The sequence below is a fragment of the Siccirubricoccus soli genome, from assembly GCF_024178315.1.
Taxonomy (GTDB): domain Bacteria; phylum Pseudomonadota; class Alphaproteobacteria; order Acetobacterales; family Acetobacteraceae; genus Siccirubricoccus; species Siccirubricoccus soli.
This window is the reverse complement of the sequence record NZ_JAMZIK010000030.1, coordinates 20621-45455: the sequence shown is the minus strand read 5'-3', so window position 1 is coordinate 45455 and position 24835 is coordinate 20621. Positions and strand designations below refer to the sequence as shown.

Below are 24835 nucleotides of genomic sequence, written 5' to 3'. Positions count from 1 at the left end.
TGGGTTTCAGACCCACCGGTTCAGCCTTGCCAACTCACACCGGGGTCCGGGGCCAGGTCCTGGCCCCGGCGGGGTGCAGGGGCAGAGCCCTGCCTGGGCCCGGGGCGGAGCCCCCCTTACCTCCCCGCAAACGCCGCCAGCATCCGCGCATGGCTGCGGGCGCCCTTGTGCAGGCAGGTCAGCTCGAACTTCTCGTTCGGGCTGTGCACCTGGTCGTCATTCAGCCCGAAGCCGACCAGCAGGCTGTCCAGCCCCAGCAGCCGCTTCAGGCTCTCCACCACCGGGATGGAGCCGCCGCTGCCGACCAGCACGGCGGGCCTGCCATATTCCGCCGCCAATGCGCCGCGCGCCGCCTGCACCCAGGGGCTGTCCGCCGGCACCTCGATGCCCGGCGTGGTGTTCAGGATGCTCACCTCCGCCCGCGCATCCGGCGGCAGGCGGTCCATGACGAATTGCCGGATGCCGGCCGCCACCTTCTGCGGGTCCTGGCCGGGGACGAGGCGGCAGGAAAGCTTGGCATGCGCCTCCGCGGCGATGACGGTCTTGCCGCCCTCGCCGGTATAGCCGCCCCAGATGCCGTTGAGATCGGCGGTCGGCCGGGCCCAGAGCCGTTCCAGCGCGCCGCGGCCGCGCTCCCCGGCGGGCGTCTTCAGCCCGATCTCGCCGAGGAAGGCCGCCTCGTCGAAGCCGAGCGCCGCCCATTCCGCCGCCTGGACGTTGGAGACCGGCTGGATGCCCTCATAGAATCCGGGGATCTGGATGCGGCCATCGGCATCCTGCAACTCGCCCAGGATGCGGGTGAGGGCGTTGATCGGGTTCAGCGCCGCGCCGCCATAGAGGCCGGAATGCAGGTCGCGCGAGGCGGCGAAGAGGTCGATCTGCGCATAGACCATGCCGCGCAGCCGCGTGGTGATGGCAGGCGTCGCGATGTCCCACATGCCGGTGTCGCTGATGACGGCGACATCCGCCTTCAGCTCCGCCCGGTTGGCGGCGAGGAAGGCGTCGAGGCTCGGGCTGCCGACCTCCTCCTCGCCTTCCAGCAGCACGGTGACGGGGCAGGGCGGGCCGCCGGCCACGACGTGCCAGGCGCGCAGCGCCTCCAGCCACATGGCGACCTGGCCCTTGTCGTCCACCGCGCCACGGGCGACCACGCGCGGGCCGTGCGGGCCCTCCATGATCGCGGGCTCGAAGGGCGGGGAGCGCCAGAGGCTCAGCGGGTCGGCCGGCTGCACGTCGTAATGGCCGTAGAAGAGCAGGTGCGGCGCCTTGCCGCCGGTGCCCGGGTGGTGGGCGACGACGCAAGGGTGGCCGGCGGTCGGGCGGATCTCGGCGCGGAAGCCGATGGCGGCCAGGTGTTCCCGGGCCCAGTCGGCGGCGCGCAGGCAATCCGCGGCATGGGCCGGCTGGGCACTGATGCTCGGGATGCGGAGCCAGTTGATCAGGCGGTCGCGGGCGGCGGCGGCGCCGGCATCGATCTCGGCGAGGATGCTGTCAAGACAGGTGCTCATAGGCGGAGGCTACACCATCCCCTCGCATCCTGCGCGAGGGCCGGGGCGGCTCCGCGGGGGGGGAGCAGGGTCGCCTTCCGCGAACGGGACCGCGACATGGTTCCCACAACTTCAACCACTAGTCCTCATCGTGCTGTCTGGCACGTTGGCGGGAATTCGTGCGGTCGTGGAACGTGGATTGCGCCGCTGCGCAGCAGGGTCGAAACATAACGACGTATACATTTCTGCTTAAGAAAATTGTCATGTCGACCTGCCCTGCGCCTGCCGGTTCCTGCGCTGCCTTCCGCGGCCGGAGATCGGTTGCGGCCGCAGGGGCGAAGGCTGGAAGGAAGCGCGAGCGGATGAAGCTTTCCCCTACCACGGCCACGATGGCGGCCCGGCTGCCGGACGCCACCCTGTCGCGCCGCGATCCCGACCCGGCAGAGGCGCTGCTGCCGCGCTTCGGCGGCGTGTTGCTGGGGGCGCTGCTGGCTGTGGATCTCGCCCTTGTCGTCGCCAATCTGCTGGCCTTCGCGCTGTCCGGCCGTATCCCGATCTTGATCTACCTCGACGAGGAAGGGAACCTGCCGGCCTGGTGGTCCTCGGCGAAGCTCCTGCTCGCCGGCCTCCTGCTCGCGCTGGTGGCGCTGCGCAGCCGGCGCGTGGATCGCGCCGGCTGGATGCTCGGCCTCCTGGCGGCCGCCTTCATCGCCATGTCGGTGGACGAGGTCAGCGGCCTGCATGAGCGGGCGGGCGTCGAACTGGACGAGCTGATCGGGGACCGCACCGGCACGGCCTTCCACCGGACCGGGCTCTGGGTCTTCGCCATCGGGCTGCCGGCGGCGCTGGCGATGACCTGTGGCGTCCACCGGCTGGCGCGCTTTCTCGGCCAGGTTCCCGGCGCGCCGCGGCAGCTGCTCACCGGGATCTGCCTGCTCATGGCAGGGGCCATCGGTGTGGAGGCGGCCGGCAATTTCGTCTTCCCCGAGGGCGAGGTGGAAGCGGGGCGGCTGCGCGGCACCGATCTGGCGGTAATCTGCCTGGAGGAATTCCTCGAAATGGCTGGCAGCAGCGTATTGTTCTGGGCCAGCCTGCAATTCGCCGCCCGCCACTGGAGTACGCGTGGCGTGCATGACCTGCTGGTCCCGCTGCGGCCGGCGGACTGGCCGCGCGCCGGCAGCTAGAGCATTTTCGGTTCGGATGCGTTCACCGGGAACGCTCTACGCCTTTGCTCGTAGCGCAGATTCGCGCCTTCGGGCAACGCCGCCCTACGGCGATCTGCCCCAGGCCGGACGGCCCCCGGCGGGATGCCGCTTCACGACGCCTTTGCTGGGCGTCATGGCCGCTTCGCTGGTCCCGCCCGATGGGAAGTTCTGCGCCGGACGCAAGGCACAGGAAGGTGGCCGTGCCCCTCTGGGCTGATTGTGTGCAAGGCGACTCCCTGGCCGGCGGGCTGCGCCAGCCGCCAGCGATGGCGCGCATGGCAGCCGCTGCTTGGCTGAGCCCCTTCGGGTCCGCCGCCGCCGAGACCGCACGGCCATCCCTCAAGCGGCCGAGCATCGTCGGCTCCAGGGGGCGCCCCTCTGCCTGGGCGCCGAGAAGGGGCCGCCATAGGCCACCTCCATCCCAACGGCCCGATGGCTGCGGTTCGCCGTCGGCGGCTGCGCGGCCCGGCTGGCCTGCCGCCGTCAGCCTGGGTGCATGCCGGGTCATTCCTGGTCATGCCCTGCGGCGGTGAATTGCAGCGGCGGCGCAATCGCCGCCATCATCCCAGGTTGCCTCGCCAGGGCCCGCTCGCCCCGGAAAGGCGCGGTGGCCTGGGCGCGCCCGATTCGGCGGCCCAAGATCCCGCCCTGATCCACCACGTTCAGCCTTTCCCGCAGGGAGACACGCCATGCGCAACCGACTGAAGGTCTATCTGACGCACCCGCCGGAGGCGCTGGCGAATTACTACGGCGACCGCGCCCTGGCGGCGCTGCGCGAAGTGGCGGAGGTCAGGCTGAACGAGACCGGCCGCCACCTGGCGGGGCGGGAGCTGGCGGAGGCCGCGGCGGGCTGCCACTGCATCATCTCCTACCGGCAGTCCCCGGGCGAAGCGACGACCTTCGAGAACGCGCCGGACCTCATCGCCTTCCACCGCTGCGCCATCGACATCCGCAACGTGGACGTTGCCGCGGCAAGCCGGGCGGGCGTGCTGGTGACGCAGGCGACGGCGGGCTTCGTGCCGGCGGTGGCGGAGCTGGTGCTGGGGATGATGGTGGATCTCTGCCGTGGCATCACCGCCGCGACGGTGGAGTACCATGCCGGGCAGGTGCCGACGGCGAAGATGGGGCGGCAGCTTGCGGGCAGCACGCTCGGCATCATCGGCTATGGCGCCATCGGGCGGTATCTGGCGCCGCTCGGCCTCACCCTCGGCATGCGGGTGCTGGTGGCGGACCCGCATGCGACGCCGGAGGATGCGCGGATCGAGCACCTGCCGCTCGAGGAGATGCTCCCGGAATGCGACATCCTCGTCTGCCTCGCCGTGGCGAATGAGCAGACGGAGAATCTGATGGACGCCGCCGCCTTCGCGTGCATGCCGCGCGGGGCCTTCTTCATCAACCCTTCCCGCGGCAACCTGGTGGAGGAGGTGGCGCTGCTGGCGGCGCTGGAAAGCGGGCACCTGGCCGGGGCGGCGCTGGATGTCGGCCGGGCGCCGGACCAGATGCCGAGCCTCGCCCTGGCGCGGCACCCGAAGGTGATCGCCACGCCGCATATCGGCGGGCTGACGCCGGAGGCGATCGAGCACCAGGCCTTCGACACGGTGGCGCAGGTGCGGGCGCTGGCGGAGGGCAGGGTGCCGGAGCATGCGGTGAATGCGGCAGAGGCCTTCCGGCTGAAGCGGCTGGGGATCGGTTGAGGGGCTGTCTCCCGCCAAAGGCCGAAAGAGCTTCGGAACCCTGAGCGGATAGCGCGCAGGCTCAACCTGCCGACGCACGGGTTCAAAGGGCCTTTCGGCCCTTTGCGGGGGGGAGCTTGAGGGGTTGCGGCACCGCCGCAACCAGAGCCCTCCCTCAATCCAGCTGCGCGCCGGATATCTCCACGAGCTGCCGCCACCGCGGCGTCTCCGCCTGGATCAGCGCCGCCAGCGCCTCCGGACTGTCCGTCGTCCGCACGCTGTAGCCCAGCGGCCGCAGCCGCTCGACGAAGGCCGGGTCGGCCGCCACGGCCTTCAGCGCCGCGGCAAGCTGCGCCGCGATGGGCGCCGGCAGCCCGGCCGGGGCCATCACCGCGTTCCAGCTCTGGATGTCCAGCTCGCCCAGGCCGAAGGCGGCGAGGTCCTTCATCCCCGGCACCTCCGGCAATATCGCCAGCCGGTCGGCGCTGCTGACGGCCAGCGGCAGGAATTTCCCGCTCTGCACATGCGGCATCAGCGCCGGCATCACGTCGAACATCATGTCGATGGTGCCGGCGAGCAGGTCGCTGATCGCCGGTCCGCCACCGCGATAGGGGACATGGGTGATCTCCACGCCCGCGAAGCGGTTCACCGCGGCGATGGTGAAATGGCTGGTGGTGCCGGTGCCGGAGGAGCCCATGCGCACCTCGCCCGGATGCGCCTTCGCCCAGGCGATGAGGCTGGCGAAATCCCGCCACCCATTCTTCCGCGCCGTGTCCGCATTCACCACGCAGAGCACGGCGCCGGTGACGATGGCGGCGATGGGGGTGAAGTCCTTCCGGGTGTCGAAGGGGAGGGAGCGATAGAGGAAGGGCGCGGCGCAGAGGGTGGAGACGCCGAGCAGGCCGAGCGTGGTGCCGTCCGGCGCCGCCTTGGCCACCGCATCCGCGCCGATATTGCCGCCGGCGCCGCCGCGATTCTCGACGATGACGTTCTGTCCGATGGCCGGCGCCAGCCTTTCCGCCAGCAGCCGGCCGAGCAGGTCCACCGCGCCGCCGGGCGGGAAGGGGACGATGAGGCGGATCGGCCGCCCGCCGGCGATGGGCTGGGCCATGGCCGGCGCGGCCAGCAGCGTGGTGGCGGCGGCGAGGAGGTGGCGGCGTCCCGGCATGGCGTCTCTTCCCTGTTGGGCGAAGGCTGCCTTGCGCCGCCGGGCGCCGCAAGCCGTGGCAGCGCGCCGCCGGCGCCGAACACGACAAGGCATGGCAGGGTGCCGGGCGGGCCTTGGGGCGGTGTCGCGCCGGCCGTGCCGGCCTGGGACCGCTCTGGCCCTTCCCTGCGCGACATTCCCCGGGCGGCCGGGCGGCCCGCCCGGGCCCGGAGCGCTTCAGCCGGCCTCCGCCAGGAAGCAGCGCTCCTCCGCCGTGCTGGCGCGGCCCAGCACCGCGTTCCGCGCCGGGAAGCGGCCGAAGCGGCGGATCTGGTCGCGGCGCGCCCGGGCCTGCTCGGGATGCGGCGACGGCAGCAGGGAGCTGAGGGCGACGCAGAGCTCCTGGTCGCTCAGCGCCTCCGCATGGCCGAGCGGCAGGTAGAGGAAGACCCGCCAGACGGCCGGCAGGTCCAGATCCTGCGCCAGGGCCAGGGCGGCATGGGCCACGCGCCGCGCCGCCGCATCGGTGGCGAAGCTGCGCGGCGTGCCGGCGAAGGCGAGGCGGGGGAACTGGTCCAGCAGCAGGGCCAGGGCGAGGCTGCCGGCCGCCATGCCCGCCCAGGCGGCGCGCTCGCCCCGCGCCGCGGCCTCATGCGCCACCAGGAAATGCGCGGCGAGGCGGGTGGCCAACGCCGGTTCCGGCGGGTGGTCGGGGCCGAGGCCCTCCGCCTGCCAGAAGGCCAGCACGGCCCTGGCCTCCGGCGGCAGCAGCGGGGCGCGGAGGGGGCAGGCGGCAAACGGCATAGACGGGCCTCGAGGCGGCAGGGGCGCCGTCGATATAACCGGCATGGTAGCGTGGGCTGTGACCAGGGTCACATCGCCGGGGCGCCGTGCCGGCGGGGTCGGGCCCGCCGCGGGCGGCTCAGCCCATGCCCAGCTTCACCCTGGCCTCGGCGATCACCCGCAGCACCTCGGGCGTCAGGTCGTAGCTCGGCAATTCCTCCGGCAGCGCCCAGGCGATGGCAGCGACGTCGTCGCCCGGCCGCGCCTCGCCGCCGCTGCGGCGGCCGCAGAAATCGATGATGGTGTAGTGGTAGCGGACCGTTCCGTCCGGGTCCCGGGTGATGCCGTCCACCACCGCGGCCAGCTCCAGCGGGCCGGCCTCGATCCCCGTCTCCTCGAACAGCTCGCGCCGGGCGCAGGCCTCGGCGCGCTCGCCCAGATGCTGGGCGCCGCCGGGCAGGGACCAGGAGCCCTCGCGCGGCGGCTTGCCGCGACGGACGAGCAGCACGCGCTCATCCTCGAAGATGATGGCGCCGATGCCGACCCAGGGCCGGCCGGGATAGTCCCGCCGCTCCGGGACCGCGCTCATTGCGCCGGGGCCGGGGCCGGCGCGGCGGGCGCTTCCACAGGGGCTGGGGCGGCCGGCTCCGCCGGGCGGGGCAGCAGGTCAGCCAAGCGGGGGATGAAGGCCTTCTCCTTCCAGGCGCCGACCTGATAGGCCCAGCCCTGCCAGCGGGCATTCAGCGCCGCTGCCGCCTCGCCGCCCTCGGCCGAGAGCCTCACCCAGATGTTCTCCCCCTGCTTCGCCACGGCGACCGTGATGCCGAGCCCCTCGCTCAGCCCGAAGCGGCCCTCGCCCAGCGCCTCGCCCTGCAGCTCCTCGGCCTTCTTCACCTCGAGGAAGGTGAGATATTCGAAGGCCCGCGCCACCTCCTCCACCGCCACCTCATCGGTGGCCTGGCCGGCGGGTTCCGCCAGCTTCAGCCTGGCATCGGGCGCGTCCTCGCGCACCAGGCGCAGCGGCGCCTCGCCGGGGCGGGTGACGGCGAGGCTGCGGATCCGCCCGGCTGGGAAATTGGCGATGTCGCGGTCGATCCAGAGCTGCGGGTCGGCATCCAGGGCGAGCCGCCCCTCGGCCAGCCAGGATTGGGTCTCGGTCGGCCGACGGACATAGACGCTCTCCGGCACATGGCCCTGGGTGCGAACGCGGCGGCGGCCGACCACCAGCTCCACCAGCGGCTGGCCGGCGCCGTCCAGCACCCGGAGCAGCAGGGCGGTGCTGCCGGGCTTCGCCGGGTCGTCCAGCCCCAGCCGCTCAAGCTGGGCGGGGTCGCTGGTGCGCGGCTCCATCAGCCGCAGCTCGGTCAGGCCGACCAGGGCCTCCCGCACCTTCTCCGGCCGTGCCGGGTAGCCGGCCTTGTCCGGCAGCACCCAGGATTCACCCTGGCGCAGCAGCACCAGGGTGGCGTCGGGCTTCCTCACCTCGATCCGCGCCGCGCCCTGCAGCCGCTCGGCAAGGCCGGGGAAGGCGAGGCCGCCGCCCGGCAGGCTCTGCTGCTCCACCCGCTCGGGCGCCAGCAGCAGGGCGGCGGCGATGCTGGCGGCGGCCGCGCCGCCGAGGAGGAGGAGGTGACGTCGCTGCATGGCTCAGGCCCTCGCCGCTGCGCGCCGCCTGGCCCGCACCACCGCGAGCAGGATGGCGAAGACCGTCAGCAGCGCCGGCACCAGCGCCACGTTCACCAGCCGCAGCACATTCTCCAGCCCCTCGATGTCGCGGCGGAGGTCGAGCTGCACGGCGCGGAGCTGGCGGCGGGTGGCGACGATCTCGGCCCGCGCCGCGTCGATCTCCGCCCGCTGCTCCGGGGTGATGACGGCCTGGGCCTGGCTGCCCCCTTGCCCGCCCCCCTGGCGCAGCTCGCGCAGCCGCCGCTCCGTCTGCTCCAGCTTCTCGGTGAGCTGCCGCTCGGTCTGGCGGTACTGCGCATCGGCGTTGCGGCGGATGTCCTCCACCAGTTCGAAGGGACGCAGGCTCTCGCCGCGGCTGCGCAGCGAGATCAGCGCATCGGAGCCGGAGAGGGCATCCGCCAGGTTGGCGATGAAGCTGCCATTGCCGCTGAAGGGGGTGGCGACGGACTGGCCGAAGAATTCCTGCACCCGGACCCAGAAGCGGTCCTCCAGCACGTCGCTGTCATTGATGACGACGATGTTCGCCGGGCCCTCGCTGCGGGCGCGGTGGGCGGGGAAATTCTCCGGCCGCGCGGCGCCCTCGGGCGGCGGGGGCGGGCCGTCCGGGAAGGCCGTCGCCAGCTCGCCGCGGACGCGGGCGGCCAGCACGTAGCGCTCGCCGGAGGGGCGGAACTCCGCCAGCAACCGCACCGGGTTGGGGTCCTGCCGCACGCGCTGCGCATCGGCCAGCATGGATTGCGGCGAGGAGGTGAGCAGGGGGGTGAACTCCACCGTCGCCCCCTCCTTCTTCCGGACCTGGCCGGCGGAGGCGAGGGTGATCTGCTCCAGCTGCGCCAGGGAGACCTCGGTGCGGTTCAGGCTGTCGCCCGCCAGGTTGTACCAGGCGACGTAGTCCACCGCCTGGACGCGGTCCTGCGGGTTGGCGCGGACCCGCCAGGCGCCGCGGAGGTCGAGCACCACCTGGTCGGGCGAGGCCTCCAGCCCCCAGGCATTCAGCAGGCGGGGGAGGGAGCTGGCGGTGTCGCTCGGCGGCTGGCCGGTGGGGCCGGGACGGCTGGCCTGGGCTTCGCTGTGCGGATCCAGCAGCAGGATCAGCTTGCCGCCGCGCAACACGAATTGGTCGATGGCGTATTGCGCCGCCTCCGAGAGGTGCTGCGGATGCGCGACCAGCAGCACCTGCACATCCGGCTCGATCGCCTGCGCATCCGGCGGCACGTCGCGCACGGTGAAGAATTGCCGGAGCTGCTGCATCACCACGGCGGGCTGGGCCAGGGCCGGGTTGCGCAGCATCATCGCCCGCGGGTCGCCGTTCAGCGGCAGGGACGACATGACGCCGACCACCGGTCGCGTCGGGTTGGAGAGCTCATAGACCAGCCGCGTCAGGTCGTATTCCAGGAAGCGCTCCCGGTCCGGCTGGAAGAAGGCGATGCTGCGCTCCTCATCCACCAGGTTGCTGCCGGAGAGGCCGAAATAGACCTGCTCGCCCGACTGGTCGACCGGCACGCCCTGCAGGCCGAGCGCCATGGCGCGGTCCTCGGTCTCGCTGAAGGGCTCGGGGTCGTAGACCTCGAGCTTCAGGCGGCCGTTGGAGAGGGCGACGTATTCGTCGAGCATCGCCCGCACCCGGTCGGCATAGGCGCCATAGACCGGGATCTCGGCGCCGAGGCGGCGGGAGTAGAAAAGACGCAGCGTGATCGGGTCGCGCAGCCCGGCGAGGATCTGCCGCGTGCCGTCGGCCAATGTGTAGAGGTGCTGCTGCGTCAGGTCGAGGCGGGCGCGCGGCAACAGCCGCTCCGCCAGCAGGTTGACGCCGACGGCCAGCACCGCCGCGGCCAGCAGGCCGAGGGCCGAGGACCAGAGGCGTCGCGCGCCGGCGCGCGCGGGCCCGGGCGTGCCGCCGGCGCGCGCGGGCTTGTCCGAAGCGGCAGGGGAAGTCGCGCTCATGGCCTCAATCCGCCTTGCGGTGGTCCAGCACCACCGCGTTCAGGAACAGGAAGAACCCGATGAAGCTGGCGAAGAAGACCAGGTCGCGCGCCGCCACCAGCCCGCGGGTGAAGCCGCCGAAGCGCTCCGCGACCGAGATGCCGCGGGCGATATCGGCCAGGATGGGCAGGCGCGTGCTGAGGAACTCCGTCACCACCGGGCTGCCCGCCGTGCCGAAGACGAAGCAGAGCGCGACGGCGAGGACGAAGGCGATGACCTGGTTCTTGGTCATGGCGGAGACGGCAGCGCCGACCGCGAGATAGGCGCCGGCCACCAGCAGGCAGCCGAGATAGCCGGAGAGGATGACGCCATTGTCCGGCTGGCCGAGCAGGTTGACCGTGACCACCAGCGGGAAGGTCAGCAGCAGGGCGATGCCGCAGAAGACCCAGGCAGCGAGGAATTTCCCGAGCACCGCCTGCCACTGCGGCAGGGGCAGGGTCAGCAGCAGCTCGATGGTGCCGAGCCGGCGTTCCTCCGCCCAGAGCCGCATGGTCAGCGCGGGCACGAGGAAGAGGAAGAGCCAGGGCACGAAGGCGAAGAAGGGCTGGAGATCCGCCTGGCCGCGGCCGAAGAAATTGCCCAGCGTGAAGGTGAGCGCCCCGGCCAGCACCAGGAAGATGACGATGAACACATAGGCGACGGGGGTGGCGAAGTAGCCGGCCAGCTCCCGCCGCGCGACGATGAGGGCGGGGGCCATCAGGCGGTCTCTCCCGCATGCGCTTCGGTGCCCAGCGTCAGGCGGCGGAAGACGTCGTCGAGGCTGCTTCCTTCCTCCTCCAGCACCGCGGGCGGCGCATCCACCACCACGCGGCCGCGGGCGATGATGATGGCGCGGGTGCAGACGGCGCCCACTTCCTCGAGGATATGGGTGGAGATGACGATCGCCTTCTCCGGCGCCATGCGGCGGATCAGCTCCCGCACCTCATGCTTCTGGTTGGGGTCGAGGCCGTCGGTCGGCTCGTCCAGCACCAGCACGGGCGGGTCGTGCAGCAGGGCCTGGGCCAGGCCGACGCGCCGCTTGAAGCCTTTGGAGAGGGTCTCGATCGGCTGCAGGCGGACGCCTTCCAGCTGCGTCAGGAGCATGGCGTGGGCCACGCGGTCATCGAGCTCGCCGCCCTTGAAGCCGCGGATGCGGCCGGCGAATTCCAGGAAGCCGGTGACGGTCATCTCCGGATAGGTGGGCGCGCCCTCCGGCAGGAAGCCGAGATGGCGCTTGGCCGCCACGGGCTGTTCCAGGATATCGGCGCCGCAGATGCGGGCGGTGCCCGAGCTGGGCGGCATGAAGCCGGCCAGCATGCGCATGGTGGTGGATTTGCCGGCGCCGTTGGGGCCGAGGAAGCCCAGCACCTCGCCCCGGTTCACCGTGAAGGACACGTCGTCGACGGCGGTGAAGCCGCCGAAGCGCCTGGTCAGGCGCTCGATCTCGATCAGCGCGGACAAGACTGCCCCCCCTGGCTGCCCCCGATGCCGCCCGGTTTACTCGCGTGCGAGGGCTTTGCAAGACCGGCCGCGGGGCGCGAGACACGCGTTACAAACCGCGCCGCCTGCTGCGCTGTCATGGCGGCGCCTACCGGGTTCGCGGGTCTCCTCGCGTCGCGCGGCATCGCAGGACGCCACGCGTGCCGGGCGCCCGGCGCCCGGTCTAGGATCCGTGCCGCCGGTTGCGCTGCCACGGCTTCGCTGCGGCAGCCTGTGCGAGGCATGGGAAAGGCTGTGCTGCCGAGGCCCCCGCGACGTCGCGGGGATCAGAAGACAAAGCCGAGCGCGGCGACGCCGAGCCAGCAGATGGCGACGAGGACGAAGGTGGCGAAGGCGCAGCCCGCGACGGTCAGCGCCATGCCCCAGCCGGTGACCTGGCTGTCATGCTCGACGAGGCCGAGCGCCATGACGATGTTGCCGAAGGCCGGCGGGCCGTTGGTGCCAGGCCCCGGCAGGATCAGCATGATGGCGACATAGGCGGTGAGCCAGCCGAAGAGCCGGTCCGAGAGCGGGGTGGTGAAGAAGCCCGGCCGCGGCTTCACATAGCGCTCGACCCTGGCAAGCCATTTGGAGGAGGAGTTGGTGAGGCGGAGCAGGTCCTCCCGCTTCACGCTCTGCCGCGCCAGGATCTTCGGCAGCCACGGCACCTGCCGGCCGAGCCCCATCTGGACGCCGAGCAGCAGCACCGGCGTGCCGAAGACGGAGGCCATGCCGGGCAGCAGGGAGGGCAGCAGCAGCAGCAGGATCAGCAGGCCGAAGGCGCGGTCGCCGAAGGCCTCCGCCATCTCGCCCAGGCTGATGCGCTCCCCCGGGAAGCGCCCCACCACCTCGGCAACGATGCGGGAGATCGGGGCGCCCTCATGCTCCGCCGCGCAGGTCTCTGGCGGCGACGTGGCCAGGTCGCAGCCCTGCGGCCGCGCCATGGCGATGGGCGCCTCGATATTTCCGTCCATTCCGGCTCCTCGTCCTTCGTTCCGATCCCAACCCGGCCGGTTGGCCCGGCCTGTGATACGCAGCATCCCTGTCGCGGCCCGATCCTGCCGGGAATGGCCTCAGCCAGATGGCCCCGGCCGCGGGCAAACCAAGCCTGCCTGCACGGTCTTTCCGGCCGCGTCATGGCTCGGCCATCCTAGACAAGGGACAGGCCGGGCGCATCCGTAAAATTGCGTGTGGCTGGGGCTCAGCGACCGGTGAAGACCGGCTTGCGCTTCTCCATGAAGGCGCGGCGGCCTTCCTTGTAGTCCGCGCTGTCGAAGCAGGCGGCCATGGCGGCCTTGATCTGCTCCATGTCCCGGTCGGCCCGGTCCTTGCAGACGGCCTTCACCGTCATCTTGTTGGTCTTCAGCGAGAGCGGGGCGTTGCCGGCCAGCGTCGCGGTGAGCTTGGCGACCGTCGCCTCCAGCTCCGCCGCCGGCACCACCTTGTTCACCAGGCCGATGCGCTCGGCCTCCTTCGCGTCGAAGCGCTCGCCGGTCATCAGGATCATATGCGCATGGGCCGGGCCGACGAGATCGACCAGGGCGCGGACCATGTCGAAGCCATAGGCAATGGAGAGCTTCGCCGCCGGGATGCCGAACTGGCTGTCATCGGAGGCGATGCGGATATCGGTGGACATCGCGATGCCAAGCCCGCCGCCCATGCAGAAGCCGCGGATCTGCGCGATCACCGGCTTTTCGTAATTGGCGAGCTTGCGGCGCCCGGCGCTGGTGAGCTTGTCGTATTCCTTCTGCGCATCGGCGTTGTTGCGCACCTTCTCGAACTGCGAGATGTCGGCGCCCGAGACGAAGGCCTTGTCGCCGGCGCCGGTGAGGACGACGCAGCGGACATTCGGATCCTCGGCGAAGAGGTCGAGGGCGGCGCCCATCCCCTCCCACATGTTCACCGACATGGCGTTGCGCTTTTCCGGCTGGTTGAACACCACCTTGCCGACGCCGCCCTCGATGCTGGCGAGGATCTTCCCCTCCGCGAACTCGAAATTGCTCATGCCTCGCCTCTCCTCGTCACCGGCGCCGATGCCGCGCCCCTGTTGCGGGAGGTCCGCGCGCCGCAAGCCGGGCCTGCGGTGCGACCCCCTCTCAAGCTTCCATCCCGCCCAGGGGCCGAAGCGCCCCTGGACTCCCTTGAATCCGCAGGCCGAACCGCACGCCTCAGCCGCCGCCCAGCGCGCCCTTGTCCTTCAGCTCCTGGATCTCGGCGGCGCTCAGCCCCGCCTCGCGCAGGATTTCCTCGTTGTGCTCGCCGAGATTGGGGATGTCGCGGTAGAAGCCGGTCTCCACACCCTCAAGGTTCACCGGCTGGGCGACCACCTTGATGTCGCCGCGCGTGCGGTGGCGCATCGGCATCGCCATCTCCAGGTGCTGCACCTGCGGGTCCTCGAAGACCTCGCGGATGTTGTTCACCGGGCCGCAGGGGATGCCGGCCTCCTCCAGCTTCAGCACCCACCATTCGGAGGGCCTGGTCCTCGTCACCTCGGCGATGGTGGCGTTCACCCGGGCGCGGTCGGCGCTGCGGCCCTTCGGCGTCTTCCACTCCGGCACCTCGAGCCATTCCTCATGGCCCGCGGCCTTGCAGAAGGCCTCCCACAGCTTGGACGAGGAGGCGGCGATGTTGATCGGCTTGTCGGCGGTGGGGAAGACGCCCATCGGGATGTTCACCGGATGGTCGTTGCCCGCCTGGCCCGGCACCTCGCCATCCATCAGCCAGCGCGTCGCCTGGAAATCCAGCATGAAGACCTGGGCTTCCAGCAGGGAGGTATGGACATAGCCGCCCTTGCCCGTCCGCTCGCGGTCGTAGAGCTTCATCATGATGCCCATGGCCAGCAGATTGCCGGCGGTGAGGTCGTTGATCGGGATGCCGACGCGCATCGGGCCGCGGCCCGGCTCGCCGGTGATGGTCATCAGCCCGCCCATGCCCTGGGCGATCTGGTCCACGCCGCCGCGCTTCGAATAGGGGCCGGTCTGGCCGAAGCCGGAGATGGAGGCATAGATCAGCCGCGGGTTCAGCTCCTTCAGATCGTCATAGGCGATCTTCAGCCGGTGCTTCACCTGCATCCGCATGTTCTCGACCAGGATGTCGGCGGTCGCGGCGAGGCGGAGGAAGGCGGCATGGCCGGCCGGGTTCTTGAGGTCCAGGGAAAGCCCGCGCTTGTTGCGGTGCAGGTTGACCTGGTCGAACCCGTCCCGCGCGCCGCCGAGGCCGTCGCCCGCCGCCGGCGGCTCCACCCGGATGATATCGGCGCCCCAATCGGCCAGGTGACGGACGCAGGTGGGGCCGGCGCGAGCCAGGGTGAGGTCCAGCACGCGCAGCCCGGCGAGCGGCAGCCGGGTTTCCGTCATCAGCTTCGGGTCGATGGGGCTTTCAGGCATCGGGCGTCCTCCTCGGACTGGGGAGCTTAGATCGGGTCGCTGGGGCTGTCGCCTCCCCCCGGCGAGGGGCTCTGCCCCCGTTGGCGGCAGTGCCGCCAAGCCCCGCCGGGGCCGGGATTTGGCCCCGGACCCCGGCGTGAGTCCGGACCCGTGTGTCACTGGGGCGCGACGCGCCATTCCTCGACCCAGAGGGGGGTGGAATTCAAATGCCCGGTGGGCCGGACCCCGGCCAGCCAACGCGGCCAGATATGCGCATCGGCGCGGAACCAGAGGGGCAGGGCGGGCAGCTCCTCGGCATAGAGCTGCTGCAGCCGGGACCAGAGGGCGCGGCGCTTCTCCCGGTCCAGCTCCACCGGAATCGCCTCGATCAGCCGGTCCATCTCCGGGTTGCGGTAGCCGCCGAAATTCTGCCCGGACCAGTTGCTGGCCTCGGTCGGGATCTCCTCGGAATGCAGGGTGGTGCGCGGCACGCTTTCCGGCGCGCTGAGCCAGGCATAGAGGGCGAGGCCCTGGAAGCGGCGCTTCGACATGGTCTCGCCGAAGAAGACCCGCGGCGGCTCGTTGCGGATGCGGACCTCAATTCCCGCCTGCCGCCACATGCCCTGCAGCACCTGCTGCACCGCCTCCCGCGCCCGGTTGCCGGCGGTGGTCATCAGCTCCAGCGCCAGCCGCTCCCCGGCGGCGTTGCGGCGGATACCGTCGGGGCCGCGCCTCCAGCCGGCCGCGTCCAGCAGCGCGGCGGCGCGGGCGGGGTCGTAGGGGGCCGGGGCCAGGCTGTCGTCATGCATCCGGTCCAGCGGGTTCACGCTGGTGGCGGCGAGGGCCTGCCGCCCATCGAAGAGCCGGGCGACGATCTGGGCACGGTCGGCCGAGAGCAGCAGCGCCTGCCGCACCCGCGGATCGGCGAGCGCCGGGTTGTCCCGGTTCAGGTCCAGATGCTCATAGACCAGGCCGGGTTTGGTGGTGATGCGGAAACGGTCGCGGGTGCGGCGCTCCAGCGCCGCCGCCTGCTCCACCGGCAGGCCGAGCTCGCCGGCGATCATGTCCAGCTGCCCGGCCAGAAGCTGGGCCTCCAGCGCCGCGGTGTTCTCCACGCTGCGGATCTGGATGCGGCGGAAGGCCGGGGCGGGGCCGCGCCAGGCCGGGTTCAGCTCCAGCGTCACCCCGGCGCCGGGCTGCACCCCGGTGATGCGGTAGGGGCCGTTCCAGAGGCCGGGATTGGTGGTCTCGGTGTCGTAGGCGGTGCGGTTGCGGTAGAGGCGGGGGGCGGATTGCCAGCGGGCGCGGTCGATATGCGCGGGCAGGGGCTGGAAATCGCCCATGGAGGCGAAGTCGAAGGTCACCTTGTCGAGGTGCAGGGTGATGGTGCGGGCATCCACCACCTCCAGCGCATAGGCCGAGCGGTAGAATTCCGTGCCGCCGAAGCCCGTCGCCGCCTCTCGCCCCGCCTCCCAGGCGAAGCGGAGATCCTCGGCCGAGACCGGCGTGCCATCGCCCCAGTGCGCATCCTCGCGCAGGCGGTAGGTCAGGCGGAGGCCGGGCTTGCCCTCCGGCGTCGTCTCCCGCTCGGCGAGGCCGTTCTCCAGCGTCGGCAGCGTCTCGCAGAGCATGCAGATGAGCTGCCAGTCGGGGTCATAGGCGGTCAGCGGCCGGCGGGCGAAGCCAAGGACGTAGGACTTCGCCAGCATGGCGTCGATATTGGGATGGAAGGTGGAGGGGTACTGGGTGATGCCGATGGTCAGCGTCTCCCGCGCCGGCTGGGCGGCGGCGGGGGAAGCAAGACCGGGGGCGAGGAGGAGGGCGGCGATCAGGATTCGTCGAAAGGCCATGCCCGTGCTCCATGCCAGACCATGAGGATGTCGAGCCTCTCGCCCCGCACCCGGTAGATGAGGCGAAAGGGAGTCCGCGGCACCTGCCAGGCACGCCGCCGCTGGCCAGTCGCCTGGCCGGACTGCGGGAAGACCAGCAGATGCGCCGCCGCGGTCTCGATCGCGGCCACCAGTCGGTCGGCGGCGTCCGGATTGTCCTGGGCGATGAAATCCCGCGCCTCGCGGAGCTGCGCCCGGGCGAGCGGCGACCAGAGCAGCTCCATCCCGGCCGGATCAGCGCTGGCGCAGGCCGGCGGCCCAGCCCCGCAACTCCTCCATCACCTCCGCATGCGGCACGGCGCGCCCGGCGTCGATCTCCGCCTCGGCCGCGGCGAGCATTGCCTCCAGCGCGGCCCGCTCCGCCGCCGGGTCGGCCTGCACCAGCGCCGAGGCCGCCGCGCGCAGCAGCGCCTCCGGCGTCGAGCCGCGGCTCAGGGCCACGCGCTCCAGCGCCGCGGCCACATCCTCCGGCAGTTCGACCCGGTACAGCGTCATCCCGCCCTCCCTACTTCGGCTTGCCTTCCCCCGCCGCGCCGATGCCGCCATGCGCCTTGGACCAGCCGGTCGGGTCCTCGAGGAATTTCCGCACTTCCTTCAGCGCCGTCTCGGAGAAATAGGGGCGCTCCCGGCACACCTCCAGCACGTCCCACCAGGTGCAGAGATGGTGCAGGTTCAGCCCCATGCCCTTCATCGCCTCGAAGCTGCCGGGGAAGACGCCGTAATAAAACACCACGAAGGTATGGTCGCAGATCGCCCCCGCATCGCGCAAAGCCTGGGCGAATTTGATCTTGCTGCCGCCATCCGTGGTCAGGTCCTCGACCAGCAGGGTGTTCTTGCCCTCCGGCACGTCACCTTCGATCTGCGCCCCGCGGCCGAAGCCCTTGGGCTGCTTGCGAACATAGGCCATGGGCGCGGCCAGGCGGTCGGCGATCCAGGCGGCGAAGGGGATGCCGGCGGTCTCGCCGCCCGCCACCGCGTCGATCGTCTCATAGCCGATATGCCGGCCGATCTTCTCGACGCCCAGGTCCATGATCTTGTTCCGGGCACGGGGGAAGTAGATGATCTTGCGGCAGTCGATATAGACGGGGCTCTTCCAGCCGCTGGTGAAGGTATAGGGCTCCTCCGGGCGGAAATTCACCGCCTTAATCTCCAGCAGGATGCGCGCGGTGGTCAGCGCGGCGTCGCGGTCCCAGTCGGAAGCATGTTGCATGGCCATGGCGCAGTCCCCTGCAGGCGGAATTTCGGTCTCTCGTAACCTTGGGGACCGGGCGCGTCCATGACCGACGGGATCTGGGTGCTGGCGGATCCGCGTGCCGGTACGGCGGCGCAGGCGTTGGGCATCGCGGAGCGACTGGGGGCGCCCTTCCGGACCGTGGATCTGGACTGGGGCAGGGGGGCGAAGCTGCCCTTTCCCTGGCCGACGCTGGCAGGGCTCAGCCCGGCGGCACGGGCGAGTATCCAGCCGCCCTGGCCGCGCCTGGTCCTCTCGGCCGGCCGCCGCGCCGGCCCGGTCGCGCGCTGGCTGGGGCGGCGCGGGGCGCGGCTGGTCCATTGCATGCGGCCCGGGTTCGGCGCCGCCGGTTTCGACCTGCTGGTGATCGGCCGGCACGATTCACCCGCCCCGGCGCCGAACCTGCTGGAGATCCTCGGCGCCTGCCATCGCCTCTCCCCGGCCCGGCTGGCGGCGGCACGGGGGGAATGGGCGGCGCTGGCCGATCTGCCCCCGCCGCGGGTGGCCCTGCTGGTGGGCGGCAAGCCCGGCACGCAGGGGCCGATGGCGCCGGAGGTGGCGGCGGGGATCGCGGCGCGGCTCCGCGGCTTCGCCGGCAGCGTGCTGGCCACCACCAGCCGCCGCAGCGGCCCGGCGGCGGCAGAGGCGATCGCCGCCCGGCTGGCCGGGCATCCGCACCGTCTCTACCGGCCGGGCGATCCCGGCCCGAACCCCTATGCCGGCTTCCTCGCCTGGGCGGATGCGGTGGTGGTGACCGGCGATTCCGTCTCCATGCTGTCGGAGGCGCTGGCGACCGCCGTCCCGGTCTTCATTGCCGATCCGGGCGGCCTCGGCCCGCGCCACCTGCGCCTGGCCGAGAGCCTGGTGGCGGCCGGCCAGGCCCGGACGCTGGACGCCGCGCCCGTCCCCTTCGCCCGGGCGTCGCTGGACGAGACCGGGCGGGTTGCCGCCGCGATCCGTGCCCGCGGCCTGTGGTGAGGGAAGGGAGTTACCGCAGCCGCAGGACGAACGAATTGCAGGCATGATGCAGACCATGCTCCGCACCGCCTTCCCATCCGCCCTGCCGCCCGGCCGGGCGCGGCCCTTTCCCTTCCCCTGGCGGGACCGGGCCGGGCGCTTCTCCTGGCTGAAGGCCATGACCTTCGCCCTGCTGCTCGCCCCCGGCGCCTGGATCGCCTGGCTGGCCGCCATCGATGCGCTGGGGCCGGAGCCCTGGAAGGACGGGCTCAGGGAGATCGGCCTCTGGGCCATCCGCCTGCTGCTGCTGACCCTGGCGGTGACGCCCTTCGCCCGCATCCTGGCGCAGCCGCGGCTGGCGACGCTCCGGCGGATGATCGGCCTCGGCGCGCTGGGCTACGCGCTGCTGCATCTCGGCATGTATGCGGCGAACGAGAATTTCCGCCTGCTGCACGTCGCCGCCGAGATCGCGAAGCGTTTCTACCTGACCATCGGCTTCGTCGCGCTGCTGGCCATGGCGGCGCTCGGCTGGACCTCCACCGATGGCTGGGTGAAGGCGCTGGGGCGGCGCTGGAAGCGGCTGCACCTGCTGATCTGGCCGATCGCCGCGCTCGGCGTGTTCCACTTCTTCCTGCAATCGCCGAAATCCGGGCTGTGGGAGGCGGTGCTGGCAGCCGGGCTGCTGCTCTGGCTGGCGCTGTGGCGGCTGCTGCCGGCGGGGTGGCAGACGCAGAAGCCGGCGCTGCTGGCGCTGGCCCCGGCAGCCGCGCTGGGGGCGGCGCTGATCGAATATGCCTGGTACGCGCTGGGGACGAATCTGCCGGCTGCCAGGATCCTGGCAGCCAATCTTGATGTGAGTTTCGAGCTGCGGCCGGCGGTGTGGGTGGGGCTGGTGGCGCTGGCCGTGCCGGTTGGGCAAGTTTTTATAACTCAAAGTTTTATCAGAAAACATTGAAGTCCGGTGAGAGCATCGGGGATGCTGCCCCCACCCCCCCCGCCGGGGCCAGGACCTGACCCCGGACCCCGGTGTGAGTCGGCCGCTGAACCGGCCGCCCCGGTTTCAGCCCCGCCGCCCGCGCAGCGCCAGGCGGAAGCTGAACTGGGCGATCACCCCTGCGCTGACCAGCACCAGCGCGGCCGCCAGGGCGGGATTGCCGCCAATGCCGGCAAGCGAGGTGGAGATGCCGCCGATGCCCATCTGGCCGAAGCCGTAGAGGCCGGAGGCGGAGCCGACCACCAGCGGGTTCACGCTCATCGCCTCGGCCAGCGCGGCGGGAGCGGCGGTGCCCACCCCGAAGGAGAACAGCGCCATGGTCAGCACGGTGAGCTTCACATCGAGGACGCCGGTGAGGATGGCGGCGAGGAACCCCACCGCCCCGATCAGGCTCAGCAGGTTGCCATGCACCAGCAGCCGCGGCGCGCCGAGACGCCCGGCCAGCCGGCTCGCCGCCAGGGTGCCGAGCCATAGGCCGAGGAAGTTCAGTGCCAGGTAGAAGCCCACCTCATGCCCCGGCCGGTGGAGCTGGTCGATGAAGATGAAGGGCGCCGCGGCGACATAGGCGTACATGGCGGTGCTGGCGCAGCCCCCGCCCAGGGTGAAGCCGAGGAAGGCGGGGGTGCGGAGCAGCCCGAGATAGCTGCGCAGCACCGCCCCGGCGCTCTTGCCGGCGCCACCGCCGGTCTCCGGCAGCAGCTTCCAGGCCAGCAGCAGGTTGAAGATGCCAAGGCCGGCCAGCGCCAGGAGGATGGAGCGCCAGCCGGCGGTCTCCGCCAGCAGGGTGCCGATCAGCGGGGCGATGCCGGGGCCGGCGACCACCATCAGGTTCATCAGCGCCAGGCGCTGCGCCGCCTCGCCGGGTGTGGCCCCGTCCCGCACCATGGCGCGGCCGAGGACGAGGCCGGAACAGCCGCCCAGCGCCTGCAGCAGCCGGGCGAGGATGAGCAGATGGACATTGGGGGCGAGGAGGGCGGCGAAGCCGGCCAGGGCATAGAGGACGAGGCCGAAGACCAGCACCGGGCGTCGCCCGAAGCGGTCCGAGACCGGACCATAGACGAGCTGTCCGAGGGCGAGGCCGAGGATGTAGAAGCTGATGGTGAGCTGCGTCGCCCCCGGGCTAGCGCCGAGCGCCGCCGCCGCCTGGGGCAGGGCGGGCACGAAGACATGCATGGCCAGCGTGCCGCTGAAGGTGATGAGGGCGAGGAGCCAGAGCGGCGCCCGCCCCTTGCCGGCGGGCTGCGCCGCCTTGGCGGCATCCCTGGAAGCCTTGGTGCTCATGCGCCGACATCCCTTGGCTGGTGGCGGATCGTTCGCCTCCCTTCTGGTTGCCTGGCCCGGCCGGGCCCCGGGCGGGGACAGCCAAGCAGGAACCGGACCAGCGGCGGCCGGCCGGAACGCCGGCACGGACCGGGGCGCAGGGCGGGTCGGACCGCATCTCCGCCGAGGATTAGAGCGCAAGCTAACTAATAGCAACGCAGCTTGAACGGCCGGCGGGCGGGTCGCGGCTGCGCCCGGTGGTTGAACCGAAGTCATAAAAATGATACGAATCTATGTCGTAACGGAGCCGGGCATTTCATGGGCATCCAGGGCGAACTGCGGCAGCAAGCCAGGTATCTGCGCGATCTGACGCGCTGCATCGGCCTTCGGGGCGCGCTGGAATGGCGGCTGCGGCAGCAATTCCGCAGCCGGGGCGAGGAGTCGCTGGTCCGGATGCAGCCGGGCTGCCTGCGGCATGAGGTCGCGCTGCGGGTCGGCACCAGCGATGCGATGACCTACCGCCAGGTGCTGGTGGCGCAGGAATACGGCGTGCTCGCCGATCTCGACCCCGAGGTGATCGTCGATTGCGGCGCCAATGTCGGTTACACCAGCGCCTTCCTGCTGGAGATGTTCCCCCGCGCCCGGCTCGTCGCGATCGAGCCCTCGCCGGGCAATGCGGCGCTCTGCCGGCGCAACCTCGCCTCCTATGGCGACCGGGTGCGGCTGATCGAGGCTGGGGTCTGGAGCCGGAGCTGCCGGCTGGTGGTGGAGGCGCGCCGCGGCGACGAATGGGGCGTGAAGGTGCGGGAGGCAGGACCGGGCGAGGCCGGGGATGTCGATGCCGTCTGCCTCGCCGATCTCGGCCTGCCGCGGATCGACCTGCTCAAGGTGGATATCGAGGGCAGCGAGGCGGTGATCTTCCGCGACGGCGTCGAGGCCTGGCTGCCGAAGGTGGGGGCGCTGGCTATCGAGCTGCATGGGCCGGACTGCGAGGCGGCCTTCGAGGCGGCCCTGGCCGGCTATCACCAGCGGCGCCAGCTCTCCGGCGAGCTGGTGATCCTGCGCGACCTGCGGCCGGCGCCGGCGCGGGCACCGGAATTCGGGCAGGCGGGCCGAGGGTCGGCGGCGTCCGGGGAGAGGGCTGGAGCAATATCCGATCAGGTGGAATCAGCGGATCGGATTTCTTGCTCTGGGAAATAAATATCTAGAGCGTTTTCGGTTCACATGCGTTCACCGAAAACGCTCTACGCCTTTGCCTGCAGAGCAGATTCACGCCTTCGGGCGACGCCGACCTACGGCGATCTGCTCTAAAGCGGCTTATCCCCGACCTGATGGATCACGGCGTGATCCATCAGGTCGGAGGCTGCTCCAGGCCAAGGCCCGGCCGCTATCCGGAGGGCGGTGACCGGCGCGGCTGATGAGCGGGGCCGTCCGGCGGCGCCTGGTCGCGCCGCGCCTGCTGCTTCCGTCAGAAGAACCGCGCCAGATTCGCCCGGATGCGCGGCAGCACCGGCTGGGCCGGCGGGGGCAGCGGGAAGTCCTGGCCGGTGATGGTCTCGAAGGCCTGGATGTAGCGGGCGGCGGCTTCCAGCCGGATCTCGTCCGGGATGGGGGGGATCGGGTCCTTGTAGGGGTCGCAGCGCGCCACCACCCAGCGGCGGACGAAATCCTTGTCGAAGCTCTCCGGCGCCTCGCCGGCCGCGAAGCGCGATTCGTAACTGCCGGCGAACCAGTAGCGGCTGGAATCCGGGGTGTGGATCTCGTCGGCCAGCAGGATGCGGCCGGCCTCGTCCACGCCGAACTCGTATTTCGTGTCCACCAGGATCAGCCCGCGCTCGGCGGCCATCTGCCGGCCGCGAGCGAAGAGCGCGAGGGCGCGGGCCGAGACCTCCTCCCACTGCGTCTTGGTCAACAACCCCTTCTCCAGGATCTCGGCCGCCGAGAGCTCCTCGTCATGCCCGGCATCGAAGGCCTTGCTGGTCGGGGTGATGATGGTCTCGGGCAGCTTCTGGTTCGGCCTGAGGCCGTCCGGGAAGCGATGCCCGTACATCTCCCGCCTCCCGCCCTGGTACATGGTGAGGATGGCGGTGGAGGTGGTGCCGGCCAGGTAGTCCCGCACCACGATCTCGACCGGCAGGATGGTCAGCCGCTGGCACAGCAGCACGTTCGGATCCGGGTACTCGATGACGTGGTTGGGGCAGAGATCGGCCGTCGCGTCGAACCAGTGCCGGGCGAGTTGGGTCAGCACCTGGCCCTTCAGCGGCACGGTGGTCAGGATGATGTCGAAGGCCGAGAGCCGGTCGGTCGCGATCAGCAGGCGGCGGTCGCCCGGCAGATCGTAATTCTCCCGCACCTTGCCGCGGTAGCGGTTCGGCAATTCGGGGATGGCGGCCTCGGCGAGGGCGAAGCCGGCATAGGGGGCAAGATCGGCGGCGCTGGGCATGGCGTGGTTTAGGCCCGTTGCCCTGCCTGGCGCCAGGGGGCCGGCGTCAGGGGGCGACGCCAGGGGGAGAGGCGGCGAGAGGGCTTGCCCGCCCGCCCGCACCCGGCCAGGGTGCGCCCCCTGGTTGGAGGATCGCGCCCATGGCCACGCGCAAGCACCGCATCGCCGTCATCCCCGGCGACGGGATCGGCAAGGAGACCACGCCCGAGGGGCTGCGCGTGCTGGATGCCGCCGCCCGTCGCTTCGGCTTCGAGCTCGAGCTCACCCATTACGACTGGTCCTGCGAGACCTATCAGAAGACCGGCAAGATGATGCCGGACGACGGGCTGGACCAGCTCCGGCAGTCGGACAGCGTCTTCCTCGGCGCCGTCGGCTGGCCGGGCGTGCCGGACCATGTCTCCCTCTGGGGGCTCCTCATCCCCATTCGCCGCGGCTTCGACCAATACGCCAATATCCGCCCCTGCAAGCTGCTGCCGGGCGCCAAGTCGCCGCTGGCCAATCGCGGGCCGGAGGATATCGACTTCTACGTGGTGCGGGAGAATACCGAGGGCGAGTACAGCTCGGTCGGCGGCCGCATGTTCCCGGGCACCGACCGGGAATTCGTCAGCCAGCAGAGCATCCTGACCCGCATCGGCACCGACCGGATCATCAAGTATGCCTTCGAGCTGGCGATGACCCGCAAGCGCAAGAAGGTGACCAGCGCCACCAAGTCCAACGGCATCACCTTCACCATGCCCTACTGGGATGAGCGCTTCGCCGAGATAGCGAAGACCTACCCGGAGGTGACGACGGACCAGTTCCACATCGACATCCTCTGCGCCCATTTCGTCCAGCATCCGGACTGGTTCGACGTGGTGGTCGGCTCCAACCTGTTCGGCGACATCCTCTCCGACCTCGGCCCGGCGGTGGCGGGCTCCATCGGCATCGCGGCCTCGGCCAACATCAACCCGGAGAAGGCCCATCCGAGCATGTTCGAGCCGGTGCATGGCTCGGCGCCGGACATCGCCGGCAAGTGGATCGCCAACCCGATCGGGCAGATCTGGTCCGGCGCCATGATGCTGGAGCATCTGGGGGAGAAGGCGGCGGCGGACTGCATCGTCCAGACCATCGAGAAGCTGCTGGCCGAGGGCGGGCCGCGGACGCGGGACATGGGCGGCCAGGCCGGCACGGTGGATGTGGGCAAGGCGATCGCCGAGGCGGTGGCGCGGGGCTAGAGCGTTTTCGGTTTACATGCGTTCACCGAAAACGCTCTACGCCTTTGTTTGCAGAGCAGA

Annotated in this window: 23 protein-coding genes; 6 read left to right on the top strand and 17 right to left on the bottom strand. The window is 71.2% G+C overall.

All coding sequences use genetic code 11. From position 1 onward, the window contains the following. Nucleotides 1-116 precede the first annotated feature (116 nt). Complete coding sequence (locus NJ376_RS05545) at nucleotides 117-1508, bottom strand: dipeptidase (RefSeq protein WP_252952238.1); 1392 nt, start codon at nucleotides 1506-1508, stop codon at nucleotides 117-119. Between the two features lie 341 nt (nucleotides 1509-1849). Between NJ376_RS05545 and NJ376_RS05540 the strand changes: the two genes are divergently transcribed. Further along, entirely contained in the window at nucleotides 1850-2671 is an 822-nt protein-coding gene (locus NJ376_RS05540; RefSeq protein WP_252952237.1) for a hypothetical protein, read from the top strand. Nucleotides 2672-3381: 710 nt separating this feature from the next. Next, complete coding sequence (locus NJ376_RS05535; RefSeq protein ID WP_252952236.1) at nucleotides 3382-4386, top strand: NAD(P)-dependent oxidoreductase; 1005 nt, start codon at nucleotides 3382-3384, stop codon at nucleotides 4384-4386. Between the two features lie 154 nt (nucleotides 4387-4540). On the opposite strand, the gene NJ376_RS05530 is transcribed toward NJ376_RS05535, so the two are convergent. The 14 genes from NJ376_RS05530 to NJ376_RS05465 all read right to left on the bottom strand — a co-directional run bounded on the left by NJ376_RS05530 (nucleotide 4541) and on the right by NJ376_RS05465 (nucleotide 17892). Next, entirely contained in the window at nucleotides 4541-5533 is a 993-nt protein-coding gene (locus NJ376_RS05530; protein ID WP_252952235.1) for a Bug family tripartite tricarboxylate transporter substrate binding protein, read from the bottom strand. Between the two features lie 216 nt (nucleotides 5534-5749). Further along, nucleotides 5750-6316 carry a DUF924 family protein gene (locus NJ376_RS05525; protein ID WP_252952234.1) on the bottom strand — a complete coding sequence of 189 codons (567 nt, stop codon included), beginning with the start codon at nucleotides 6314-6316 and terminating at the stop codon, nucleotides 5750-5752. Nucleotides 6317-6434: 118 nt separating this feature from the next. Continuing rightward, a complete protein-coding gene (locus tag NJ376_RS05520; RefSeq protein ID WP_252952233.1) occupies nucleotides 6435-6884 on the bottom strand; it encodes an NUDIX hydrolase in 450 nt (149 codons plus the stop codon). Next, complete coding sequence (locus tag NJ376_RS05515; RefSeq protein ID WP_305879962.1) at nucleotides 6881-7939, bottom strand: DUF4340 domain-containing protein; 1059 nt, start codon at nucleotides 7937-7939, stop codon at nucleotides 6881-6883. Before NJ376_RS05515 ends, NJ376_RS05520 begins: the two co-directional genes overlap by 4 nt. A 3-nt stretch (nucleotides 7940-7942) precedes the next feature. Further along, complete coding sequence (locus NJ376_RS05510) at nucleotides 7943-9925, bottom strand: GldG family protein (RefSeq protein ID WP_252952232.1); 1983 nt, start codon at nucleotides 9923-9925, stop codon at nucleotides 7943-7945. A 4-nt stretch (nucleotides 9926-9929) separates the two neighbouring features. After that, the gene (locus NJ376_RS05505) at nucleotides 9930-10661 is read right to left on the bottom strand and encodes an ABC transporter permease (RefSeq protein ID WP_252952231.1); all 732 of its coding nucleotides are present in this window, start codon (nucleotides 10659-10661) and stop codon (nucleotides 9930-9932) included. Continuing rightward, a complete protein-coding gene (locus tag NJ376_RS05500; protein WP_252952230.1) occupies nucleotides 10661-11404 on the bottom strand; it encodes an ABC transporter ATP-binding protein in 744 nt (247 codons plus the stop codon). The genes NJ376_RS05505 and NJ376_RS05500 overlap by 1 nt, the downstream gene beginning before the upstream one ends. A gap of 305 nt (nucleotides 11405-11709) precedes the next feature. Beyond that, on the bottom strand, nucleotides 11710-12396 hold the full coding sequence (locus tag NJ376_RS05495; protein WP_252952229.1) for an exopolysaccharide biosynthesis protein: 687 nt from the start codon (nucleotides 12394-12396) through the stop codon (nucleotides 11710-11712). A 227-nt stretch (nucleotides 12397-12623) separates the two neighbouring features. After that, nucleotides 12624-13427, bottom strand: a complete 804-nt coding sequence (locus tag NJ376_RS05490; protein WP_252952228.1) for an enoyl-CoA hydratase — start codon at nucleotides 13425-13427, stop codon at nucleotides 12624-12626. A gap of 163 nt (nucleotides 13428-13590) precedes the next feature. Continuing rightward, a complete protein-coding gene (locus tag NJ376_RS05485) occupies nucleotides 13591-14808 on the bottom strand; it encodes a CaiB/BaiF CoA transferase family protein (protein WP_252952227.1) in 1218 nt (405 codons plus the stop codon). A 155-nt stretch (nucleotides 14809-14963) separates the two neighbouring features. Continuing rightward, a complete protein-coding gene (locus NJ376_RS05480; RefSeq protein WP_252952226.1) occupies nucleotides 14964-16637 on the bottom strand; it encodes a peptide ABC transporter substrate-binding protein in 1674 nt (557 codons plus the stop codon). Continuing rightward, complete coding sequence (locus NJ376_RS05475; RefSeq protein WP_252952225.1) at nucleotides 16616-16900, bottom strand: type II toxin-antitoxin system RelE/ParE family toxin; 285 nt, start codon at nucleotides 16898-16900, stop codon at nucleotides 16616-16618. Before NJ376_RS05475 ends, NJ376_RS05480 begins: the two co-directional genes overlap by 22 nt. A 10-nt stretch (nucleotides 16901-16910) precedes the next feature. Beyond that, nucleotides 16911-17171 (bottom strand): hypothetical protein, encoded by a 261-nt coding sequence (locus NJ376_RS05470; protein WP_252952224.1) that lies wholly within the window; start codon nucleotides 17169-17171, stop codon nucleotides 16911-16913. Nucleotides 17172-17181: 10 nt separating this feature from the next. Continuing rightward, nucleotides 17182-17892 carry an orotate phosphoribosyltransferase gene (locus NJ376_RS05465; RefSeq protein WP_252952223.1) on the bottom strand — a complete coding sequence of 237 codons (711 nt, stop codon included), beginning with the start codon at nucleotides 17890-17892 and terminating at the stop codon, nucleotides 17182-17184. Nucleotides 17893-17952: 60 nt separating this feature from the next. Between NJ376_RS05465 and NJ376_RS05460 the strand changes: the two genes are divergently transcribed. Together NJ376_RS05460 and NJ376_RS05455 are read left to right on the top strand one after the other, a co-directional pair. Then, nucleotides 17953-18885, top strand: coding sequence for a mitochondrial fission ELM1 family protein (locus tag NJ376_RS05460; protein ID WP_252952222.1), 933 nt, complete (start codon nucleotides 17953-17955; stop codon nucleotides 18883-18885). Between the two features lie 43 nt (nucleotides 18886-18928). After that, nucleotides 18929-19819: a protein-methionine-sulfoxide reductase heme-binding subunit MsrQ gene (locus NJ376_RS05455; protein WP_252952221.1), complete on the top strand. Its 891-nt coding sequence runs from the start codon at nucleotides 18929-18931 to the stop codon at nucleotides 19817-19819. 105 nt (nucleotides 19820-19924) lie between these two features. On the opposite strand, the gene NJ376_RS05450 is transcribed toward NJ376_RS05455, so the two are convergent. Then, entirely contained in the window at nucleotides 19925-21139 is a 1215-nt protein-coding gene (locus NJ376_RS05450; protein ID WP_252952220.1) for a Bcr/CflA family efflux MFS transporter, read from the bottom strand. A 297-nt stretch (nucleotides 21140-21436) separates the two neighbouring features. Here NJ376_RS05450 and NJ376_RS05445 point away from each other — a divergent pair, with 297 nt between their 5' ends. After that, on the top strand, nucleotides 21437-22318 hold the full coding sequence (locus tag NJ376_RS05445; RefSeq protein WP_252952219.1) for an FkbM family methyltransferase: 882 nt from the start codon (nucleotides 21437-21439) through the stop codon (nucleotides 22316-22318). A 268-nt stretch (nucleotides 22319-22586) separates the two neighbouring features. Here NJ376_RS05445 and NJ376_RS05440 read toward each other — a convergent pair whose 3' ends face one another. Continuing rightward, the gene (locus NJ376_RS05440; protein ID WP_252952218.1) at nucleotides 22587-23561 is read right to left on the bottom strand and encodes a phosphoribosylaminoimidazolesuccinocarboxamide synthase; all 975 of its coding nucleotides are present in this window, start codon (nucleotides 23559-23561) and stop codon (nucleotides 22587-22589) included. Between the two features lie 140 nt (nucleotides 23562-23701). Here NJ376_RS05440 and NJ376_RS05435 point away from each other — a divergent pair, with 140 nt between their 5' ends. Beyond that, complete coding sequence (locus NJ376_RS05435; protein ID WP_252952217.1) at nucleotides 23702-24775, top strand: tartrate dehydrogenase; 1074 nt, start codon at nucleotides 23702-23704, stop codon at nucleotides 24773-24775. The last annotated feature ends 60 nt before the right edge of the window (nucleotides 24776-24835 follow it).

What these genes read in the sequence shown, in the direction of transcription:
- NJ376_RS05545 (WP_252952238.1), bottom strand. Translation starts at nt 1,508, where the DNA reads ATGAGCACCTGTCTTGACAGCATCCTCGCCGAGATCGATGCCGGCGCC.
- NJ376_RS05540 (WP_252952237.1), top strand. Translation starts at nt 1,850, where the DNA reads ATGAAGCTTTCCCCTACCACGGCCACGATGGCGGCCCGGCTGCCGGAC.
- NJ376_RS05535 (WP_252952236.1), top strand. Translation starts at nt 3,382, where the DNA reads ATGCGCAACCGACTGAAGGTCTATCTGACGCACCCGCCGGAGGCGCTG.
- NJ376_RS05530 (WP_252952235.1), bottom strand. Translation starts at nt 5,533, where the DNA reads ATGCCGGGACGCCGCCACCTCCTCGCCGCCGCCACCACGCTGCTGGCC.
- NJ376_RS05525 (WP_252952234.1), bottom strand. Translation starts at nt 6,316, where the DNA reads ATGCCGTTTGCCGCCTGCCCCCTCCGCGCCCCGCTGCTGCCGCCGGAG.
- NJ376_RS05520 (WP_252952233.1), bottom strand. Translation starts at nt 6,884, where the DNA reads ATGAGCGCGGTCCCGGAGCGGCGGGACTATCCCGGCCGGCCCTGGGTC.
- NJ376_RS05515 (WP_305879962.1), bottom strand. Translation starts at nt 7,939, where the DNA reads ATGCAGCGACGTCACCTCCTCCTCCTCGGCGGCGCGGCCGCCGCCAGC.
- NJ376_RS05510 (WP_252952232.1), bottom strand. Translation starts at nt 9,925, where the DNA reads ATGAGCGCGACTTCCCCTGCCGCTTCGGACAAGCCCGCGCGCGCCGGC.
- NJ376_RS05505 (WP_252952231.1), bottom strand. Translation starts at nt 10,661, where the DNA reads ATGGCCCCCGCCCTCATCGTCGCGCGGCGGGAGCTGGCCGGCTACTTC.
- NJ376_RS05495 (WP_252952229.1), bottom strand. Translation starts at nt 12,396, where the DNA reads ATGGACGGAAATATCGAGGCGCCCATCGCCATGGCGCGGCCGCAGGGC.
- NJ376_RS05490 (WP_252952228.1), bottom strand. Translation starts at nt 13,427, where the DNA reads ATGAGCAATTTCGAGTTCGCGGAGGGGAAGATCCTCGCCAGCATCGAG.
- NJ376_RS05485 (WP_252952227.1), bottom strand. Translation starts at nt 14,808, where the DNA reads ATGCCTGAAAGCCCCATCGACCCGAAGCTGATGACGGAAACCCGGCTG.
- NJ376_RS05480 (WP_252952226.1), bottom strand. Translation starts at nt 16,637, where the DNA reads ATGGCCTTTCGACGAATCCTGATCGCCGCCCTCCTCCTCGCCCCCGGT.
- NJ376_RS05475 (WP_252952225.1), bottom strand. Translation starts at nt 16,900, where the DNA reads ATGGAGCTGCTCTGGTCGCCGCTCGCCCGGGCGCAGCTCCGCGAGGCG.
- NJ376_RS05470 (WP_252952224.1), bottom strand. Translation starts at nt 17,171, where the DNA reads ATGACGCTGTACCGGGTCGAACTGCCGGAGGATGTGGCCGCGGCGCTG.
- NJ376_RS05465 (WP_252952223.1), bottom strand. Translation starts at nt 17,892, where the DNA reads ATGGCCATGCAACATGCTTCCGACTGGGACCGCGACGCCGCGCTGACC.
- NJ376_RS05460 (WP_252952222.1), top strand. Translation starts at nt 17,953, where the DNA reads ATGACCGACGGGATCTGGGTGCTGGCGGATCCGCGTGCCGGTACGGCG.
- NJ376_RS05455 (WP_252952221.1), top strand. Translation starts at nt 18,929, where the DNA reads ATGATGCAGACCATGCTCCGCACCGCCTTCCCATCCGCCCTGCCGCCC.
- NJ376_RS05450 (WP_252952220.1), bottom strand. Translation starts at nt 21,139, where the DNA reads ATGAGCACCAAGGCTTCCAGGGATGCCGCCAAGGCGGCGCAGCCCGCC.
- NJ376_RS05445 (WP_252952219.1), top strand. Translation starts at nt 21,437, where the DNA reads ATGGGCATCCAGGGCGAACTGCGGCAGCAAGCCAGGTATCTGCGCGAT.
- NJ376_RS05440 (WP_252952218.1), bottom strand. Translation starts at nt 23,561, where the DNA reads ATGCCCAGCGCCGCCGATCTTGCCCCCTATGCCGGCTTCGCCCTCGCC.
- NJ376_RS05435 (WP_252952217.1), top strand. Translation starts at nt 23,702, where the DNA reads ATGGCCACGCGCAAGCACCGCATCGCCGTCATCCCCGGCGACGGGATC.